This window comes from Colwellia ponticola (assembly GCF_005885605.1).
Lineage (GTDB): Bacteria > Pseudomonadota > Gammaproteobacteria > Enterobacterales > Alteromonadaceae > Colwellia > Colwellia ponticola.
Genome location: NZ_SZVP01000006.1, coordinates 139,137 through 156,842, shown reverse-complemented (window position 1 = coordinate 156,842; position 17,706 = coordinate 139,137). Strand labels below are relative to the sequence as shown.

Sequence of the window (17,706 nt, the reverse complement as noted above, 5' to 3'; positions counted from 1 at the left end):
CAGGATAGGCTCAGCTGACTTGTGGCTAAAACCTAGTCTTTGTCCAACTCGATGTTAATACCTAACGAGCGGATTTCTTTCAACAATACGTTGAATGACTCAGGAATTCCTGGCTCCATACGATGATCACCATCAACTAAGTTTTTATACATCTTAGTACGACCGTTTACATCATCAGACTTAACTGTAAGCATTTCTTGCAAGGTATAAGCAGCACCGTATGCTTCAAGTGCCCATACTTCCATCTCACCGAAACGCTGACCACCGAACTGAGCTTTACCACCAAGTGGTTGCTGAGTTACTAGTGAGTAAGAACCAGTTGAACGAGCATGCATTTTGTCATCAACTAAATGGTTTAGTTTTAACATGTACATATAACCAACGGTAACAGGACGCTCAAACTTACGACCAGTACGGCCATCAGTTAATACGAATTGTCCACTTTCTGGCATATCAGCAAGCTTGAATAACTCTTTAATTTCTTTTTCCGCTGCACCATCAAATGCTGGTGTTGCAATCGGTAAACCTGCACGTAAGTTATCTGCTAAACGCAGCACTTCATCGTCAGAGAAACTAGCAACATCAACTACTTGACGAGATTCACCTACGTTATAAACTTCTTGAATGAAGTTACGTAGTTTATGAATTTCTTTTTGTGCTTCTAGCATACGGTTAATCTTTTCACCAACACCACGACAAGCCATGCCTAAGTGAGTTTCTAAGATCTGACCAATGTTCATACGTGATGGAACACCTAACGGGTTCAAGATCACATCAACAGGTACACCGTGTTCATCGTATGGCATATCTTCAATCGGTACTACGTTTGAAATAACACCTTTGTTACCATGACGACCAGCCATTTTATCACCAGGCTGGATATGACGTTTAACAGCTAAGTAAACCTTAACAATTTTTAATACGCCAGGTTGTAAGTCATCACCTTGGGTAATCTTACGACGCTTAACTTCAAACTTCTTATCAAAGTCTTGCTTAATATTGTCAAATTGCTCAGCAATTTGTTCAAGTTCAGCTTGTTGACTTTCATCAGATAAGTTTTGCGTTAACCACTTGTCACGAGACATAGACATTAAGTCAGACTCATTCAGACCAGTAGATAACAATAACTTCTTAGTACGTGCGTAAATACCATCTTCTAAAATGCTTAATTCATCGCCAAGATCTTTCTTAACTTCTTTAAGTTGCATTTGTTCAATTTCTACTGCGCGAGCATCTTTTTCAACGCCGTCACGAGTGAATATTTGAACATCAATGATCGTACCTTTAACAGAGTTAGGTACACGTAAAGAGCTGTCTTTAACGTCAGCCGCTTTTTCACCGAAAATAGCACGCAGTAGTTTTTCTTCTGGTGTAAGTTGTGTTTCACCTTTAGGGGTTACTTTACCTACTAAGATATCACCACCATTTACTTCAGCACCAATATAAACAACACCGGCTTCATCTAATTTAGATAACGCTGACTCACCTACGTTTGGAATATCTGCAGTAATTTCTTCACTACCCAATTTAGTATCACGTGCAATACACGTTAACTCTTGAATATGAATAGTAGTAAATCTATCTTCAATTGCAACACGCTCAGATAACAACATTGAATCTTCAAAGTTGTAACCATTCCACGGCATAAACGCGATACGCATGTTTTGACCTAACGCCAATTCACCCATATCGGTTGAAGGACCATCGGCTAATACATCACCACGAACTACTGGCTCACCCATACGACACACTGGACGTTGGTTGATACAAGTGTTTTGGTTTGAACGCGTGTATTTAGTTAAGTTATAAATATCAATACCGGCTTCACCAGCATGCATTTCATTTTCGTTAACTTTTACTACAATGCGTGATGCATCAACATAGCTTACTACGCCGCCACGTTTGGCAACGGCAGTAACACCGGAGTCAACCGCAACTACTTTTTCCATACCGGTACCAACAAGTGGTTTGTCGACACGTAAAGTAGGTACTGCTTGACGTTGCATGTTCGAGCCCATCAAGGCTCTGTTCGCATCATCGTGCTCAAGGAATGGAATAAGTGACGCCGCAACAGAAATAATTTGTTGTGGAGAAACATCCATATACTGAATTTCAGCAGACGCTTTTAAAGTAAATTCATTTTTATGGCGACAGTTAACTAATTCTTGTACTAATCTGTCATCGCTATCACGTTCAGCATTGGCCTGAGCGATAACAAAGTTACCCTCTTCAATCGCTGATAAGTAATCAATTTGATCAGTCACGAGACCGTCAACCACTTTACGATATGGTGTTTCTAAGAAACCAAAGTCGTTAGTGCGTGCATAACAAGAAAGCGAGTTGATCAAACCAATGTTTGGACCCTCTGGCGTTTCGATTGGACAAACACGACCGTAATGCGTTGGATGTACATCTCGTACTTCAAAACCAGCACGTTCACGCGTTAAACCACCTGGGCCTAATGCTGAAATACGACGCTTATGCGTTACTTCTGATAACGGGTTGTTTTGATCCATAAACTGAGACAATTGTGATGAGCCAAAGAACTCTTTCACAGCCGCAGATATTGGTTTAGCGTTAATTAAATCTTGTGGCATGATCGCATCTAAGTCACCAAGACTTAAACGTTCACGTACCGCACGTTCAACGCGTACTAGACCAACACGGAATTGATTTTCAGCCATTTCGCCTACAGAGCGAATACGACGGTTACCTAAGTGATCGATATCATCAACTTCGCCTTTACCGTCACGAATACCGATTAAGGTTTTCATTACCGCAATAATGTCTTCTTTAGACAAAATACCAGAACCGATATCATCTGCGTTACCAACACGACGGTTGAACTTCATACGACCTACTGTTGATAAGTCATAACGCTCTGATGCGAAAAATAAGTTGTTGAATAATGTTTCAGCAGCATCTTTCGTTGGTGGCTCACCAGGACGCATCATTCGGTATACTTCAACTAACGCTTCTAATTTGTTAGTTGAGCTATCAACACGAAGTGTGTCTGACATGTATGAACCAACATCAAATTCGTTCATGTATAAAGTAGATAATACTTTATGGCCCGCTTGGCTAAGCTCGGCTAATAATTCTAAGGTGATTTCAGTATTTGCTTCAGCAATCACTTCACCCGTAGATTTGTCGATGTAAGCTTTTGATAAAACACGACCAACGATATAATCGGCAGGTACTTCTAGTTTATCAACATTGGCTTTTGATAAAGAGCGAATATGGCGTGCAGTAATGCGGCGACCAGACTCAACTAATACTTCACCTTTTTTGATACAAATATCAAAAATAGCTGTTTCACCACGAAGACGTTCAGGGATAAGATCCATGATCAACTTATCACCTTTAATGGTGTAATTAGTTGTGTCATAGAACATCGCTAGAATTTCTTCAGTAGAATATTCTAATGCGCGTAAAATGATTGACGCAGGTAATTTACGGCGTCTATCAATACGTACAAATAAGTTATCTTTAGGATCGAATTCAAAATCTAACCATGAACCACGGTAAGGAATTACACGTGCGTTATATAAAACTTTACCCGATGAGTGAGTTTTACCTTTGTCGTGATCAAAGAATACACCTGGAGAGCGGTGTAATTGTGAAACGATAACACGCTCAGTACCATTGATTACAAAAGTGCCGTTATCTGTCATCAACGGGATTTCGCCCATGTACACTTCTTGCTCTTTGATATCTTTAACAGTACCTGCTGCGGCTTCTTTATCGTATACCACTAAGCGTAATTTTACGCGTAACGGTGCAGAATAAGTCACACCACGTATTTGACATTCTTTTACGTCAAATAATGGTTCACCTAAACGATAGCTTACATATTGTAATTCTGAGCTACCTGAATAAGCTTTGATTGGGAAAATAGAACGAAAAGCAGCCTCTAGACCGGTTTCACCTGTTGCGTCAATATCAATAAACTTGCGGAAAGAATCGAGTTGAATGGACAACAAGAATGGATATTCCATTACTTGTGCACTTTTACCAAAGTCCTTTCTAATTCGCTTTTTCTCAAAGTATGAGTAAGCCATGGGGTTCCTCAGCTTGCTGGTTATGGCCAAATCTGCCTACTGAGCAAAGCTCAGTTAGACAGGTTATGCTGTAGTATTTACGTCTAAATACTACTAGATGATTGACTAATAAGTAGAAAATCACCTAAACGCTTTTTTGTTATAAATAACGTACTGCTGTCGACTAAAATAAACTTAATCTCTAACAGCAAAAGCGCAAAAAGGCCGGTGACGTTTAAATCACCAGCCATGCCTTTTCAGGCAAATAATCTGTTTAAAAACAGATTATTTGATCTCAACAGAAGCACCAGCTTCTTCAAGAAGTTTCTTAAGCTCTTCTGCTTCAGCTTTATCTACGCCTTCTTTGATCGCTTTAGGAGCAGATTCAACTAAGTCTTTTGCTTCTTTAAGGCCTAAACCTGTAGCGCCACGAACTGCTTTGATTACTGCAACTTTCTTCTCACCGAAGCCAGTCATAATAACGTCAAATTCAGTTTGTTCTTCAGCAGATTCAGCAGGACCAGCAACAGCAACAGCAGCAGAAGCAGAAACACCAAATTTTTCTTCCATTGCTTCGATTAAAGCAACAACGTCCATTACTGACATTTCAGCAACTGCGTTTAAGATATCGTCTTTAGAGATAGACATACTATAATTTCCTAATTTTTTAATAAACAGGCCTTATTTACTTTCTTATTAAGTAATAAAGCACTGTTTGAAATAACTACAAATACAAAAAGCTGGGTACTAAGCAATAAGCTTAAATAACCTATGCAGCTTCTTGTTCTTTCTGATCGCGAATTGCAGCAATCGTACGGGCTAGTTTGCCTGCAGATGCTTCTTTCATAACGCTCATTAAACGTGAAATCGCTTCGTCGTAAGTAGGTAGCGTTGCTAACATATTTACGTCTACTGCGTTACCTTCAAATGCAGCTGCTTTTAATTCAAAGTTTTCGTTAGTTTTAGCGAAAGCTGTGAATAAACGTGCAGCAGCACCTGGGTGTTCACTTGAAAAGGCAATTAATGAAGGACCTTTAAATACGTCAGCGACGCATTCAAATTGTGTACCTTCTACTGCACGACGTGCTAGTGTGTTACGGACAACTTTCATCCATACGCCACTTTCACGGGCTTGCTTACGCAATACAGTAATTGCTTCAACTTTTACACCACGGGCATCCGCGATTACAACTGAGTGAGCGCCATTAGCAGCTTCTTGAACTTCAGCAACAATTGCTTTTTTGTCATCAAGATTGATAGCCATTGGCTTTAACTCCTGGTTCAAACCGGTAAAAATTACCGGTATTTACAATCCCTAGTTAATAAGTAATTATTAACTAGGCCATAACGGCGAGGACCAGAATGTAAGGAAATATCTGGGTAATCACCATCTACGTAGGAAATTAAGTAACATTACTGCTACACCTACGGTCTTGGACGGGGGTTGTGTGTCTTTCAATAACTTTATTCCTTCTTTATCGACTAAATATCAATCTATAAGACTGAAATAATCAATAAAAAAGGGAAAGCAAAAGTACTCACAACTCCTACCAAAATTTAAGGGCGAAATTATAGGTTATAATTTCACCCTTGTAAAGATTCAATACACGAAAATTTACTCAGCAATTTACGGTAATAATTTACCGGTAAATATTATGCTTGAGAAAGAGTCGCTTGGTTGACGACTACGCCGGCACCCATAGTTGTAGAAAGAGAAACTTTCTTCAAGTATTGACCTTTAGCATTTGCAGGTTTTGCTTTTTTAAGCGCGTCAAGCAATGCTTCTAAGTTTTCTTGCAATTGTGCAACTTCGAAATCAGCCTTACCGATAGTGGTATGAATGATGCCGTTTTTGTCATTGCGGTAACGGATCTGACCAGACTTAGCGTTTTTAACAGCGCTAGCTACGTCAGGAGTTACTGTACCAACTTTAGGGTTAGGCATTAAACCACGTGGGCCTAAGATTTGACCTAGTTGACCAACAACACGCATTGCATCTGGAGAAGCAATAACAACGTCGAAGTTCATTTCGCCAGCTTTTACTTGCGCAGCTAAATCGTCCATACCAACAATGTCAGCACCAGCGGCTTTAGCTTTCTCTGCGTTTTCGCCTTGAGTAAATACAGCAACACGTACATCACGGCCAGTACCATTTGGTAATACTGTCGCACCACGAACGTTTTGATCTGATTTACGAGCGTCAATACCAAGATTTACAGCAACATCTACGCTTTCACGGAAGTTAGCTGTAGCGAATTCTTTTAATAAAGAAACTGCTTCATTGATATCATATTCTTTTGTTGCGTCTACTTTTTCACGGATAAGACGAGCGCGTTTTGATAATTTAGCCATGATTAATCCTCTACCACTAAGCCCATTGAACGAGCAGAACCCGCAATGGTACGCAATGCAGCTTCAAGTGAACCAGCAGTTAAATCAGCATCTTTTGTCTTAACGATTTCTTCAAGTTGAGCTGTAGTAACAGTACCCACTTTGTCTGTGTTAGGACGGCCAGAGCCACTTTTTACGCCAGCTGCTTTAAGCAATAAGTATGCGGCAGGTGGAGTTTTTGTTTCGAAAGTAAACGAACGGTCACTATATACAGTAATTACTACTGGAACCGGAGCGCCTTTTTCTAAAGAATCTGTTTTTGCGTTAAACGCTTTACAGAATTCCATGATGTTAACACCGTGTTGACCTAATGCAGGACCAACTGGTGGTGACGGGTTAGCTGCACCAGCAGCTACTTGTAGCTTGATTAGAGCTTGGACTTTCTTAGCCATTTTAAAATACCTTGTTGTTTGGGTAATTAGCGCAATGTACGTAACCGAAGTTGATATACATCAACCGATAGTCAAGTTATCGCTTCCCTGTTTACAAAATTGCTTTAAAAATTTCTTTAATAATAGTTATTTACATAACATAATTAAGCCTATTATTAAGACATCATTGAGCATATTTCGTGCACGCTAAAAATAAGCGGCAGCAGATTATATATTAACCAGACCTTTTATTACAAGATCTTTATTCGATTGCTTACTTTGTCTATTTTTCAACTATCCTCTTAGCGCGCTTGAATAGTAAAGACTAACCCATACCTTATCTTTTTGTTTATTAACATTGGACATCACCATTGGACACTACCTTATTACCTTCAGTTACACAACGCAGTCATTTACAGGCATTTATTGAAAGTAAGCCGTTTCAAAATGGGCTTATTTTTTTAATTCTCTTTAATGCCATTACTCTAGGCCTAGAAACAAGTCAATTTGGCAAAGCTAATGCCGATATTTTACACCTTATTGATACTATAATATTACTGTGCTTCTCAACGGAGTTACTGTTAAAACTCATAGTGTATCGAACAAGTTTTTTCCGATCGGGTTGGAATTGGTTCGACTTTATCATTGTTGCTATTTCTTGGATGCCAACAAGTGGCGCTTTATCAGTACTACGTGCTTTTAGAATATTACGGGTATTACGTTTACTTTCTGTGGTACCACAAATGCGCCGAGTAATTGGTGCATTAGGTCACTCATTACCTGGTATGGCGTCAGTTGTTGGTGTCTTAGCGATTATTTTTTATGTTTCTGCAGTACTCACCACGAAAATATTTGGTAGTCATGTCGATGCTAATATGCAGGAATGGTTTGGTAGCATTGGTGCCTCTGCTTATACTTTATTTCAGGTGATGACTTTAGAAAGTTGGTCAATGGGGATAGTTCGCCCAACCATGGAGTTATTTCCACTGTCTTGGATCTTCTTTGTGCCTTTTATTATTATTACCAGCTTCGCCGTACTTAATTTATTCATTGGTATTATTGTCGATGCGATGCAGGTAATGCATGAAGAAGAAGGTAAACCTAAGCAAACCATAGCAACGAAAGAAGACATGCTTATGCTGGAAGAAAAAATAGATAAATTAAATCAATTACTGCAAAGCAAACAGCATAGTACAGATAAATAACCAGTCACTTACATGAATACTAAGCACATTAAGTTATTGACCATTTAGTGAGAATTAAAAGGTTTAATGGTAAGGCATTGGTGTAATACCAAGTTGATTAATCTCTAGACATAGCTTCCCAGAAACAAAAACGCCTGCTCGAGGCAGGCGTTTTATAATAAGTAATCTAATACCCGTTGACTAATAGCAACTCATTAGCTGCCTTTTTCAACTTGACCAAATTCTAAATCAACTGGCGTTGAACGACCGAAGATAAGTACTGATACCTTAATACGGTTTTTCTCGTAATCAAGTTCTTCAACAACACCGTTAAAGTCAACAAATGGTCCATCAATAACACGAACAACCTCGCCTGGCTCAAACAATGTTTTAGGCTTAGGCTTATCTGTTTCTTGAAGGCGTTGTAAAATACGATCCGCTTCTTTTTGAGTAATAGGTGCAGGACGGTCACTAGTACCACCGATGAAACCTAGTACACGTGGTACACTTTTCACTAAATGCCATGCGTCAACGTCCATTTCCATTTGTACTAAAACGTAGCCTGGAAAGAACTTACGTGAACTTTTACGTTTTTGACCTGCGCGCATTTCTACTACTTCTTCAGTAGGAACTAACACTTCACCAAACTTGTCTTGTAAGCCATGAATTTCAATATGCTCAAGTAATGTTTTTTGAACACGACCTTCATAACCTGAAAATGCCTGTACTACGTACCAACGCAATTTTGGATTAGTGCTTGCTTTATTCTCTTCACCTTCGGGAGTGATATTTTCTTCTGACATATTTTCTTCAGTCATAACTAAACCTGCATACCTGTAACTAAACCAACTAACCAGAAAAGAACAGAGTCTAATCCCCAAAGTAGTAATGACATTAATAACGTCACTACTAATACAATACCTGTTGTTTGCACCGCTTCTTGACGAGTTGGCCAAACAACTTTACGTACTTCAGTACGCGCTTCTTTTGCAAATATAGCGGCATTACGGCCTTTTTCAGTTTGTAATGCAATTAAACCCGCAATACCAACCATGACAACGACAGCAATAGCTCTAATTAATACTGATTGTTCACCGTAAACGTAATTACCCGCAACAGCACCAGCTAAAAGTAGGAAAATAACGGCCCACTTTACTGTATCGAAAGAACTGCTTGGTTGCTCTTCTGTACTTGCATTCATAATTCTATTCCGTATTATCTACTTTTAATAACACTACCTATTATTACAGATAGCTAAAACATAAGTAGCACTACCTATGTTTACTTAAAATGGCAGGGGTGGAGAGATTCGAACTCCCAACCGTCGGTTTTGGAGACCGCTGTTCTACCAATTGGAACTACACCCCTACAGGTTACTTATAAAGTAACTGTTACACTTATCGGCTTAATCTTAGTTTTTTGGGAAATAAGAGATAGTCAAGAAGTGAGGCGCTATTATACTCAGCCTCATGTTTTACTCAAGAAGTATTTGGTATATTGGCTAATATAAGCCGTTTGATTGACCTAGATTTTGCCTACCACCAAGTCACGATTATTTAATAGGCAATAGTTATACGAGTAAAGCGTCACATGATGGTGGCACTCAGTGAGAATGAAAAGCTTTAGCGGCAAGGTATTGATTGAAGAGCATGGTTATTCAGGAGAGTGTGCTCCTGTATTCTCTAATAAGCTACCTGCGTGTAGCGGCATTGTCAAAATCAATAACGCCGCAGGTAAGCCTTTACCTTTTATTAGGTACTCGCCCTTGGGAACTTGCTCAATGCAGAGTTGGTCGCCCTAAAAACAAAAAAGACGCCGAAGCGTCTTTTTTTTACAGTTCTAATGTGAACTAAAATTAATCAATAATTTTAGAAACAACACCAGCACCAACAGTACGACCACCTTCACGGATAGCGAAGCGTAAACCTTCGTCCATCGCTACTGGGTTGATTAGCTCAACAACAAACTTCAAGTTGTCGCCAGGCATTACCATTTCAACACCTTCAGGAAGCTCTACAGCACCTGTGATATCTGTTGTACGGAAGTAGAACTGTGGACGGTATCCTTTAAAGAATGGCGTATGACGACCACCTTCATCTTTAGAAAGAACATACACTTCTGATTCAAATTTAGTGTGTGGAGAGATAGAACCAGGCTTACATAATACTTGGCCACGCTCAACATCTTCACGCTTAAGACCACGTAAAAGAATACCACAGTTCTCGCCAGCACGACCTTCGTCAAGAAGCTTACGGAACATTTCAACACCAGTACAAGTTGATTTTTGTGTATCACGGATACCAACAACTTCTACTTCTTCACCAACTTTGATGATACCACGCTCAACACGGCCAGTTACTACTGTACCACGACCAGCGATTGAGAAAACATCTTCGATAGGCATGATGAATGCACCATCAATAGCACGCTCTGGCTCTGGAATGTATGTATCTAATTGGTCAGCAAGTTCGATTATTTTCGCTTCCCATTTCTCTTCGCCTTGAAGAGCACCCAAAGCTGAACCTTGGATTACTGGTAAGTCATCACCTGGGAAATCATATTCAGAAAGCAGTTCACGGATTTCCATTTCTACTAATTCTAATAACTCTTCGTCATCAACAACATCACATTTGTTCATGAACACGATGATGTAAGGAACACCAACTTGACGAGATAATAAGATGTGCTCACGTGTTTGTGGCATAGGACCATCTGTCGCAGCAACTACTAAGATAGCGCCATCCATTTGTGCAGCACCAGTGATCATGTTTTTGATGTAATCGGCGTGACCAGGACAATCTACGTGTGCGTAGTGACGTGATTCAGTATCGTACTCGATGTGAGAAGTATTGATTGTAATACCACGCTCACGCTCTTCAGGAGCATTATCGATTTGTGCGAAATCTCTAACTTCACCACCGTGAACTTTAGTTAATACCGCAGAGATAGCGGCTGTTAAAGTTGTTTTACCGTGATCAACGTGTCCAATAGTACCAACGTTTACATGTGGTTTATTACGTTCAAATTTTTCTTTAGCCATTTTAAAATACCTCTGGGTATAGTAATAATTTACTGTTTAATTGTGCGATTTAGTGTGAGATAAAATAGAGTAATCTAGGAATGGTGCTGATAGGCAGATTCGAACTGCCGACCTCACCCTTACCAAGGGTGCGCTCTACCAACTGAGCCATATCAGCATTCATATACAAAGATTGGAGCGGGTGGCGGGAATCGAACCCGCTTCATCAGCTTGGAAGGCTGAGGTAATAGCCAGTATACGACACCCGCTTTTCTATCAATTATCTCTGTTTTTTGATTTACCCTTACACTGCAAAAAGCACAATAAGTTTAAATCGAAATATGGTGGAGGGAGGTGGATTCGAACCACCGAAGGCTGAGCCGTCAGATTTACAGTCTGATCCCTTTGGCCACTCGGGAACCCCTCCACATAAGCCTATACCTTTTATTAAGGTACCTTATTAAGCTTTGCTTACTAAGTATTAATGGTGCCGACTGCCGGAATCGAACTGGCGACCTACTGATTACAAGTCAGTTGCTCTACCAACTGAGCTAAGTCGGCACTACATTAAGTGGTGCGAATTCTAGTGTAATGTTTTGCCCCTTGCAATAGCTAAATTCAAATAAAGTGTACTTTTTTGAACTTTATTGTGCTTTTGTTGCTTTTTCAGCCAAACTGCGCTTAATTTTACTACTCGACTCTTTATCACCGCCAGTTATTAGCACTAAAAATAAAAAATCCGACACTTATCACGCGTGTCGGATTTTTATATTGTTGCTTAAAGGACGATTAATTAATGAGATAATGAGGAAGTAGACATATTGCCTAATTGTCCTGTCGATATTTGCGGCATCATTGGATTGTGCTGTTCAAGTTGTGACCTAGCTGCAGCTGGCGTTAATGTACTAGTGGGTTTATTTCTTGCTCGAACCATAGGTGCTGGAATAATCCGACCTTTTATTTTAGGTTCAGGTGCAAAGTTAGCGGCTGATTTACCCAATAAGCGTGTATGTATACAAGACCGGATCTCTTCTAAGGTATAATTAGCTTTGACTTTAATACGAAGATGGGGGATTGATGCGGCTTCTAAGCTACCACTAACAAACCAGTCTTTTTTAATTTTATAACCACGACCTTGTGTATCAACTAAATCAATAGCGCCAAGTAATTTCATAGTGCTGCGTTCACAAATAACAAAATCTAAATATTTTGTTTCCGCACTTTTTGCTGCGGTTTGGCTAGCACGGCTTGAAACACCATTACGTATAGTAACAACATCACTTAACCTTACGCGATTTAATACCCGGTATTGTGTACCTAATGCTTGTTCAACTAAATTTTGAAAGTTTTTTTCCGCAGGGGTAAAAATTGCTTTTTTACTATCAAAAGGAAAAGGAAAGCTATTATCGTTTAAACGACTCGCTAACACAGCAACAATCACTACTAAGGTGATTAAGGCAAATAATATCAGTTCCATACATTACTCCGGTTCAAATTTTTGACGTATTCTCTGTTGTAGAGAATAGACGTACTGCTTTATCTTTTTAAAGCAAAAATCGTACCAGTGTTTTTTTATTTGGGTTATTTATTATGAAGAGATACTTTTGAAAAGATATTGATATAGACTTTATGTACAAGGTGCAGTATTTACGACTGCACCTATAATATGCTATCTGTTAGCAAGTGCTACTTGCAGGTCACTAGCTAGGGTACTTTTCCTCTAACGCTTGGTATAGTTGTTGCTGAAAATCTTCTGCCCCGGTATCTAAGGTGGTGACTAACTTAGCTAATACTTCATTATCTTCTTCACCATGCCATTCTTTAAGATAAGTACCTTCTTTATAGCCATGATCTTGACGGAAGAAGTTTAAGGTATTCTTACCAACATATTGTCTAAATAACTCATCAAGATCCATATTCATTAACGACATACAGTCAGCCAGTGCTTTAGCATCAAATGCTTTATGGGTAACCGCCGCTGACGCTAAGTTTTCTAACGCTATTTTAAAGTCGTTTTCTGCTGTGCCTTGATGTAATTCTTTAGCCAATTCACCGGCAATTAATTCAGCCCGCTCACCCGACATCAGACGCAAACTTAAACCAAAATGGAAAATATCAACTAACTCTAACTGTACTTGCGCAATATCAATTGCTTGATGCTTCCACCATTTCCAACCATGGTGATCTAACATCTCTGCACATTCTACCCAAATGGCTCGGTACCACTCATAACCATTATTACGCCATGTATCACTAACACGACTGTTCATTGCATCTTGCATGGCCAACATTTGATTAATTTGTTTCTCAGCTTTAGAAAGTGCGCTAGATAATTTTTCGCTCATGTGTTTCTCAAATAGTAATATCAATACTGCTATTTTGCCGCAGCTCAAAGCTGCTGACAAGTAATATACCCTGATTGTAAAACTTAGCGATATATTAGCTTTATATTAACGGTATTTAACTGAACAGTTTCTTTCTTACCATCGCCCTATAAGCTTTTGGCGTTAAATTTAAGTCTTGCTTGAATAAGCGGGTTAAATGACCTTGGTCTTGGTAACCCACTTGATCGGCTATCTCTTGAATGGTGAGATTACTTGAGGCGAGTAAGTCTTTCGCCGTTTCAATGCGTAATTGCTGCCAATATTGTGTGGCTCTTACACCTGCGGCGGCTTTAAAACGACGGGTGAATGAGCGCTGGCTCATGCCAAATTGCTTAGCAATATCAGTTAACGTCAGCTCAGTATTTAAATTTGTTCGTAACCAAAATTGTATTTCAGCAATGCGTTCATCCGCATGTCGATCACCCGACCCCTCTAAATATCTTTGTTCTTCATAAGGTTTTCGTATTTCATGGGAGAAGTTACGTTCTACATTTTGTGCAGCGGCTTTACCATAATGCTGAGCAATAAGATGCACAATAATATCAGCTAAAGCATTTAAACTGGCCGCACAGTAAATGCGCTCTGACTGGGTAATAAAAAAGTCTGGTTTTAAATCAACCTTGGGGTAATCACGTTTAAATTGAGCACTGTAATGCCAATGTGTTGTTGCTGAATGATTATCTAACAAGCCTGACTCAGCTAAAAAGCATACGCCGGTACCCACACCTATTAACGTACTCCCCTGCTGCCAACATTTTTTTAACCAGTGAATCAATTTTTGATGACTTCTCAATACCGGTCTAGGGTTACGCCATAAACTCGGCACAATAATAATATCTGGAGGTGGTGAGTGTGTTAGTAGTTCATGCTCAAGCGTTGCATCAGCAATCATAGTAATGCCAGCACGCGATTTGATTTGCGCCGCTGATTCACTTAAAAACTGGGTATTGAGTTTTAGTACTGACTTATCATAACGTTTAGCAAATGCTTCGCCAGCCATCAGCATCTCTACCGGTAAGGTAACACCTGTTGCCAGTACATGAGGGTAAATGAGTAAACTAACGCTGAGCTGATGAGTCATCAAACGACCTTTATTATCTTTTTTCAAGTTTGGCCATTATTACACACTATACGGCCATTTTTGCTTATTATTGTTATTCATAAAAAATTAATATAGACAATATCTGATGCTTGTTACTTTTTTGCATTTATTAAAATTTTTTCAAATGGATTATTACATGACACGTTTACCTTTAATTATTGGCATGGGTGGTATCAATGCCGCCGGTCGAACTTCATTTCACCAAGGCTTTCGCCGTATCGTTATCGACAAATTAAATGCGCAAGCACGTGAAGAAACGTTTGTTGGTCTTGCCAGTTTAATGAAACTTGTTAGCAAGCAAGGTGATACGTTAGTTGATGTGGAAGGTAATATTGTTTTAGCTACTGAAATAGAAGCTAAGTTTGGCCAACAAATACTCAACGATACCTTAATCCGTAAAATTGAAAAAAATCATTTTGATCCTGATGCGACTCACTGGCATCAAAAAATGCATGTAAATCCAACTGATAAGTACATTACTTTTGAATTACGCATCAAAGAATTACCTAAGCCAGTGCCAAGCTCATGGTTACTGACTAATTTAGGTGAAGGTAGAGTATCGGTTGCTATTCCTGAACAACTCACCATTACCCATGACTCTTATCGTGATAACCCCATTAAAGCCGCAGGACAATTTCCAACAGGTTTTGAACCCGGTACGCTTTATAATAGCCGATACCAACCGCGCGGCTTACAAGCGACTATTTTTGCAGCTACCGATGCCATTCGTTCTACTGGCTTAGCTTGGGATGCCATTTTAGATAAGATTAGCCCAGATGAAGTGGGTACTTATTCAGCGTCTATTATGGGACAAGTTAATGATGAAGGCTTAGGAGGCTTACTTAAAAGCCGTTTAAGTGGCTCACGTGTTAGCACAAAACAATTAGCGCTTGGCTTAAATAGCATGTCGACTGACTTTATTAATGCCTATGTTACTGGCAATGTTGGCACAACCTTTACTAGCTCTGGCGCTTGTGCAACATTTTTATATAATCTACAAGCGGCAACACATGACATGGCTTCAGGTCGAACACGTGTCGCTATTGTCGGTAGTAGCGAAGCGGCTATTACACCCGAAGTGATTGAAGGCTTTGGTAACATGAGTGCGCTAGCCAATGAAGAAGGCTTAAAGCGACTTGATGGTACTGATACCGTTGATCATCGCCGCACAAGTCGTCCATTTGGTCAAAACTGTGGTTTCACTATTGGCGAAGCCGCACACTTTATTGTCTTAATGGATGATGCGCTTGCTTTAGAAATGGGCGCACAGGTACTTGGCTCAGTTGCCGATGTTTTTATTAATGCTGACGGTTATAAAAAGTCTATCACTGCACCAGGTCCAGGTAATTATATTACCATGGCAAAATCTGTGGCTTTAGCGGAACAAGTGCTAGGTAAAGAAGCCTTACAAAAACGTAGCTTTATTTTGGCTCATGGCTCAAGCACACCGCAAAACCGAGTCACAGAATCGTTAATTTATCATAAAGTAGCGGAATGTTTTAACATTAACAATTGGCCAGTAGCTGCGCCTAAAGCCTATGTAGGTCATACCCTAGGCACAGCTAGTGGCGATCAAATGGCCATGGCGTTAGGCATTTTCAGCGAGAACATCATGCCAGGTATTACCACCATTGATGAAGTCGCGGCAGATGTTCACAACGAACACTTGCACATTGCTACAGAGCATTGGCATTGTCCAGATATGGACATTGCCTTTATCAACTCAAAAGGTTTTGGTGGCAATAATGCCACCGCCACAGTATTTTCGCCTAAAGTAAGCTTAGCTATGATGGCTAAACGTTATGGCGCAGAAGCGATGGCAACGTACCAAGACAAGCTAACGGCAGTAGAGCAAGCACAACAAGTTTATCGTGATAACGCTAATAGTGGGCAATTTGATTTAATTTATAAGTTTGGTGAAGGTTTACTTAATGAAGATAATATTGCGCTAACCAATGATAGTTTAACCTTTGCTGAATTTAAAAATAAAATCAAACTACCGAGTGAAAATCCTTTTGCCGATATGGTGTAAGCTGTTCTCATAACATAGTCGAAAGCATACTATCATGGTAGGCTTTCGACTGGTTTCTCTTTTATGTGTTAAAGCCAATGTTCCTACTAAAGTAGCGTAGCGATAAACACTAAGTCATTTACATTTAACAACGATGTATTAAAACAAATATAAGCTTATTAAATGATCCGACTACGCATAATATTCATTACCTTACTCTCTCTATTAGCTTTTGCAGCTAATTCGTTGATCACAAGGTTTGCTTTAGAAGAAACTAGCATCGATGCAGCAAGCTTCATTATGCTCAGGGTTGTTTCTGGAGCATTATTCTTGTGGCTATTCTTAAGCATCAAAAAGCATCATCAATCTTATAAAGCAGGATCATGGCTAGCTGCCTTTGCACTCTTTATTTATGCTGTTAGTTTTACTTATGGTTACGGTTTAATTGCTGCGGGTACAGGAGCATTATTACTTTTTGGCGCCGTACAAATCACTATGACTATAGCCGGTTATCGGGCAGGAGAGCGACTTAATACGACACAATTCATAGGGTTTGTGCTTGCCCTGTGTGGCTTGGTAATATTAATGCTACCTGGCCTAGCCGCGCCTTCATTTATAGGCGCATTACTCATGTGTATTTCAGGCGTCGCTTGGGGTATTTACACACTACAAGGTAGAGGAGCAAGTAACCCGGCAATTACCACTGCTGGCAACTTCATCAAAGCAGCCCCGATGGCGATAATATTATGGCTAGCGGTTAACTTTTCAACCACTAGTGCTATTAACCTCGCCAACTCAGGGATTATTTACGCATTACTTTCAGGTATTGTCACCTCTGGCATAGGTTACATTATTTGGTACAGTGTGCTACCAGAGCTCAAGGCAACACAAGCTGCGATAGTACAACTGAGCGTGCCTTTAATCGTTACCTTAGCCGGTGCGCTATTACTTAATGAGGCAATTACCCTACGGATAATTATCGCTGCTGTGGCTATATTAACGGGCACAGTATTAGTGCTAATGTTCAAAAATAGCTCGCTAAAGAAAACAAACGTTGCCAGTAAACACTAATGGTTATCGTCGACTCTATACACAGCTCTACACATAGCTCCTACATCCATAGTTAATATATCAGACATCGCGTTAGACAAAAGTAGTGCACACAAAGCACTGTACATACAACCAGTTACTGGCTTATACTTAA

At 39.7% G+C, this 17,706-nt stretch carries 15 protein-coding genes and 5 tRNA genes; 4 read left to right on the top strand and 16 right to left on the bottom strand.

Annotated features, from left to right (window positions below):
• Positions 1-32 precede the first annotated feature (32 nt).
• The 5 genes from rpoB to rplK all read right to left on the bottom strand — a co-directional run bounded on the left by rpoB (position 33) and on the right by rplK (position 6,823).
• Positions 33-4,061 carry a DNA-directed RNA polymerase subunit beta gene (gene rpoB / locus FCS21_RS08880; RefSeq protein ID WP_138622509.1) on the bottom strand — a complete coding sequence of 1,343 codons (4,029 nt, stop codon included), beginning with the start codon at positions 4,059-4,061 and terminating at the stop codon, positions 33-35.
• Between the two features lie 264 nt (positions 4,062-4,325).
• On the bottom strand, positions 4,326-4,688 hold the full coding sequence (gene rplL / locus FCS21_RS08875) for a 50S ribosomal protein L7/L12 (RefSeq protein ID WP_138622507.1): 363 nt from the start codon (positions 4,686-4,688) through the stop codon (positions 4,326-4,328).
• A 121-nt stretch (positions 4,689-4,809) separates the two neighbouring features.
• Positions 4,810-5,304 carry a 50S ribosomal protein L10 gene (rplJ, locus tag FCS21_RS08870; protein ID WP_138622505.1) on the bottom strand — a complete coding sequence of 165 codons (495 nt, stop codon included), beginning with the start codon at positions 5,302-5,304 and terminating at the stop codon, positions 4,810-4,812.
• A gap of 389 nt (positions 5,305-5,693) precedes the next feature.
• Positions 5,694-6,392, bottom strand: coding sequence for a 50S ribosomal protein L1 (rplA, locus tag FCS21_RS08865; protein ID WP_138622503.1), 699 nt, complete (start codon positions 6,390-6,392; stop codon positions 5,694-5,696).
• Positions 6,393-6,394: 2 nt separating this feature from the next.
• Complete coding sequence (gene rplK / locus FCS21_RS08860) at positions 6,395-6,823, bottom strand: 50S ribosomal protein L11 (RefSeq protein WP_138622501.1); 429 nt, start codon at positions 6,821-6,823, stop codon at positions 6,395-6,397.
• A 350-nt stretch (positions 6,824-7,173) separates the two neighbouring features.
• Here rplK and FCS21_RS08855 point away from each other — a divergent pair, with 350 nt between their 5' ends.
• The gene (locus FCS21_RS08855; protein ID WP_138622499.1) at positions 7,174-8,007 is read left to right on the top strand and encodes an ion transporter; all 834 of its coding nucleotides are present in this window, start codon (positions 7,174-7,176) and stop codon (positions 8,005-8,007) included.
• A 194-nt stretch (positions 8,008-8,201) separates the two neighbouring features.
• On the opposite strand, the gene nusG is transcribed toward FCS21_RS08855, so the two are convergent.
• From nusG to FCS21_RS08840, 3 genes are all read right to left on the bottom strand, one after another.
• Positions 8,202-8,789: a transcription termination/antitermination protein NusG gene (nusG, locus tag FCS21_RS08850; protein WP_138622537.1), complete on the bottom strand. Its 588-nt coding sequence runs from the start codon at positions 8,787-8,789 to the stop codon at positions 8,202-8,204.
• Between the two features lie 17 nt (positions 8,790-8,806).
• On the bottom strand, positions 8,807-9,187 hold the full coding sequence (gene secE, locus FCS21_RS08845) for a preprotein translocase subunit SecE (protein WP_138622497.1): 381 nt from the start codon (positions 9,185-9,187) through the stop codon (positions 8,807-8,809).
• A 90-nt stretch (positions 9,188-9,277) separates the two neighbouring features.
• Positions 9,278-9,354, bottom strand: a tRNA-Trp gene (locus FCS21_RS08840).
• Positions 9,355-9,598: 244 nt separating this feature from the next.
• Here FCS21_RS08840 and FCS21_RS08835 point away from each other — a divergent pair.
• The gene (locus FCS21_RS08835) at positions 9,599-9,787 is read left to right on the top strand and encodes a hypothetical protein (protein WP_138622495.1); all 189 of its coding nucleotides are present in this window, start codon (positions 9,599-9,601) and stop codon (positions 9,785-9,787) included.
• Positions 9,788-9,841: 54 nt separating this feature from the next.
• On the opposite strand, the gene tuf is transcribed toward FCS21_RS08835, so the two are convergent.
• From tuf to FCS21_RS08795, 8 genes are all read right to left on the bottom strand, one after another.
• Positions 9,842-11,026 carry an elongation factor Tu gene (tuf, locus tag FCS21_RS08830; RefSeq protein ID WP_138622494.1) on the bottom strand — a complete coding sequence of 395 codons (1,185 nt, stop codon included), beginning with the start codon at positions 11,024-11,026 and terminating at the stop codon, positions 9,842-9,844.
• 81 nt (positions 11,027-11,107) lie between these two features.
• Positions 11,108-11,183: transfer RNA gene (locus FCS21_RS08825), tRNA-Thr, on the bottom strand.
• Between the two features lie 16 nt (positions 11,184-11,199).
• Positions 11,200-11,274: transfer RNA gene (locus FCS21_RS08820), tRNA-Gly, on the bottom strand.
• A 73-nt stretch (positions 11,275-11,347) separates the two neighbouring features.
• Positions 11,348-11,432 (bottom strand) — tRNA-Tyr (locus tag FCS21_RS08815).
• A gap of 58 nt (positions 11,433-11,490) precedes the next feature.
• Positions 11,491-11,566 (bottom strand) — tRNA-Thr (locus FCS21_RS08810).
• Positions 11,567-11,798: 232 nt separating this feature from the next.
• Positions 11,799-12,482: a DUF2726 domain-containing protein gene (locus FCS21_RS08805; RefSeq protein ID WP_138622492.1), complete on the bottom strand. Its 684-nt coding sequence runs from the start codon at positions 12,480-12,482 to the stop codon at positions 11,799-11,801.
• A 223-nt stretch (positions 12,483-12,705) separates the two neighbouring features.
• Positions 12,706-13,350: a dUTP diphosphatase gene (locus FCS21_RS08800; RefSeq protein WP_138622490.1), complete on the bottom strand. Its 645-nt coding sequence runs from the start codon at positions 13,348-13,350 to the stop codon at positions 12,706-12,708.
• A 115-nt stretch (positions 13,351-13,465) separates the two neighbouring features.
• Entirely contained in the window at positions 13,466-14,470 is a 1,005-nt protein-coding gene (locus tag FCS21_RS08795; protein ID WP_138622535.1) for a GlxA family transcriptional regulator, read from the bottom strand.
• 157 nt (positions 14,471-14,627) lie between these two features.
• On the opposite strand from FCS21_RS08795, the gene FCS21_RS08790 reads away from it, so the two are divergent.
• Together FCS21_RS08790 and FCS21_RS08785 are read left to right on the top strand one after the other, a co-directional pair.
• Positions 14,628-16,523 carry a beta-ketoacyl synthase gene (locus tag FCS21_RS08790; RefSeq protein ID WP_138622488.1) on the top strand — a complete coding sequence of 632 codons (1,896 nt, stop codon included), beginning with the start codon at positions 14,628-14,630 and terminating at the stop codon, positions 16,521-16,523.
• Between the two features lie 162 nt (positions 16,524-16,685).
• The gene (locus FCS21_RS08785; RefSeq protein ID WP_138622486.1) at positions 16,686-17,573 is read left to right on the top strand and encodes a DMT family transporter; all 888 of its coding nucleotides are present in this window, start codon (positions 16,686-16,688) and stop codon (positions 17,571-17,573) included.
• Positions 17,574-17,706: the final 133 nt, after the last annotated feature.

What these genes read in the sequence shown, in the direction of transcription:
- rpoB (WP_138622509.1), bottom strand. Translation starts at nt 4,061, where the DNA reads ATGGCTTACTCATACTTTGAGAAAAAGCGAATTAGAAAGGACTTTGGT.
- rplL (WP_138622507.1), bottom strand. Translation starts at nt 4,688, where the DNA reads ATGTCTATCTCTAAAGACGATATCTTAAACGCAGTTGCTGAAATGTCA.
- rplJ (WP_138622505.1), bottom strand. Translation starts at nt 5,304, where the DNA reads ATGGCTATCAATCTTGATGACAAAAAAGCAATTGTTGCTGAAGTTCAA.
- rplA (WP_138622503.1), bottom strand. Translation starts at nt 6,392, where the DNA reads ATGGCTAAATTATCAAAACGCGCTCGTCTTATCCGTGAAAAAGTAGAC.
- rplK (WP_138622501.1), bottom strand. Translation starts at nt 6,823, where the DNA reads ATGGCTAAGAAAGTCCAAGCTCTAATCAAGCTACAAGTAGCTGCTGGT.
- nusG (WP_138622537.1), bottom strand. Translation starts at nt 8,789, where the DNA reads ATGTCAGAAGAAAATATCACTCCCGAAGGTGAAGAGAATAAAGCAAGC.
- secE (WP_138622497.1), bottom strand. Translation starts at nt 9,187, where the DNA reads ATGAATGCAAGTACAGAAGAGCAACCAAGCAGTTCTTTCGATACAGTA.
- FCS21_RS08835 (WP_138622495.1), top strand. Translation starts at nt 9,599, where the DNA reads ATGAAAAGCTTTAGCGGCAAGGTATTGATTGAAGAGCATGGTTATTCA.
- tuf (WP_138622494.1), bottom strand. Translation starts at nt 11,026, where the DNA reads ATGGCTAAAGAAAAATTTGAACGTAATAAACCACATGTAAACGTTGGT.
- FCS21_RS08805 (WP_138622492.1), bottom strand. Translation starts at nt 12,482, where the DNA reads ATGGAACTGATATTATTTGCCTTAATCACCTTAGTAGTGATTGTTGCT.
- FCS21_RS08800 (WP_138622490.1), bottom strand. Translation starts at nt 13,350, where the DNA reads ATGAGCGAAAAATTATCTAGCGCACTTTCTAAAGCTGAGAAACAAATT.
- FCS21_RS08795 (WP_138622535.1), bottom strand. Translation starts at nt 14,470, where the DNA reads ATGACTCATCAGCTCAGCGTTAGTTTACTCATTTACCCTCATGTACTG.
- FCS21_RS08790 (WP_138622488.1), top strand. Translation starts at nt 14,628, where the DNA reads ATGACACGTTTACCTTTAATTATTGGCATGGGTGGTATCAATGCCGCC.
- FCS21_RS08785 (WP_138622486.1), top strand. Translation starts at nt 16,686, where the DNA reads ATGATCCGACTACGCATAATATTCATTACCTTACTCTCTCTATTAGCT.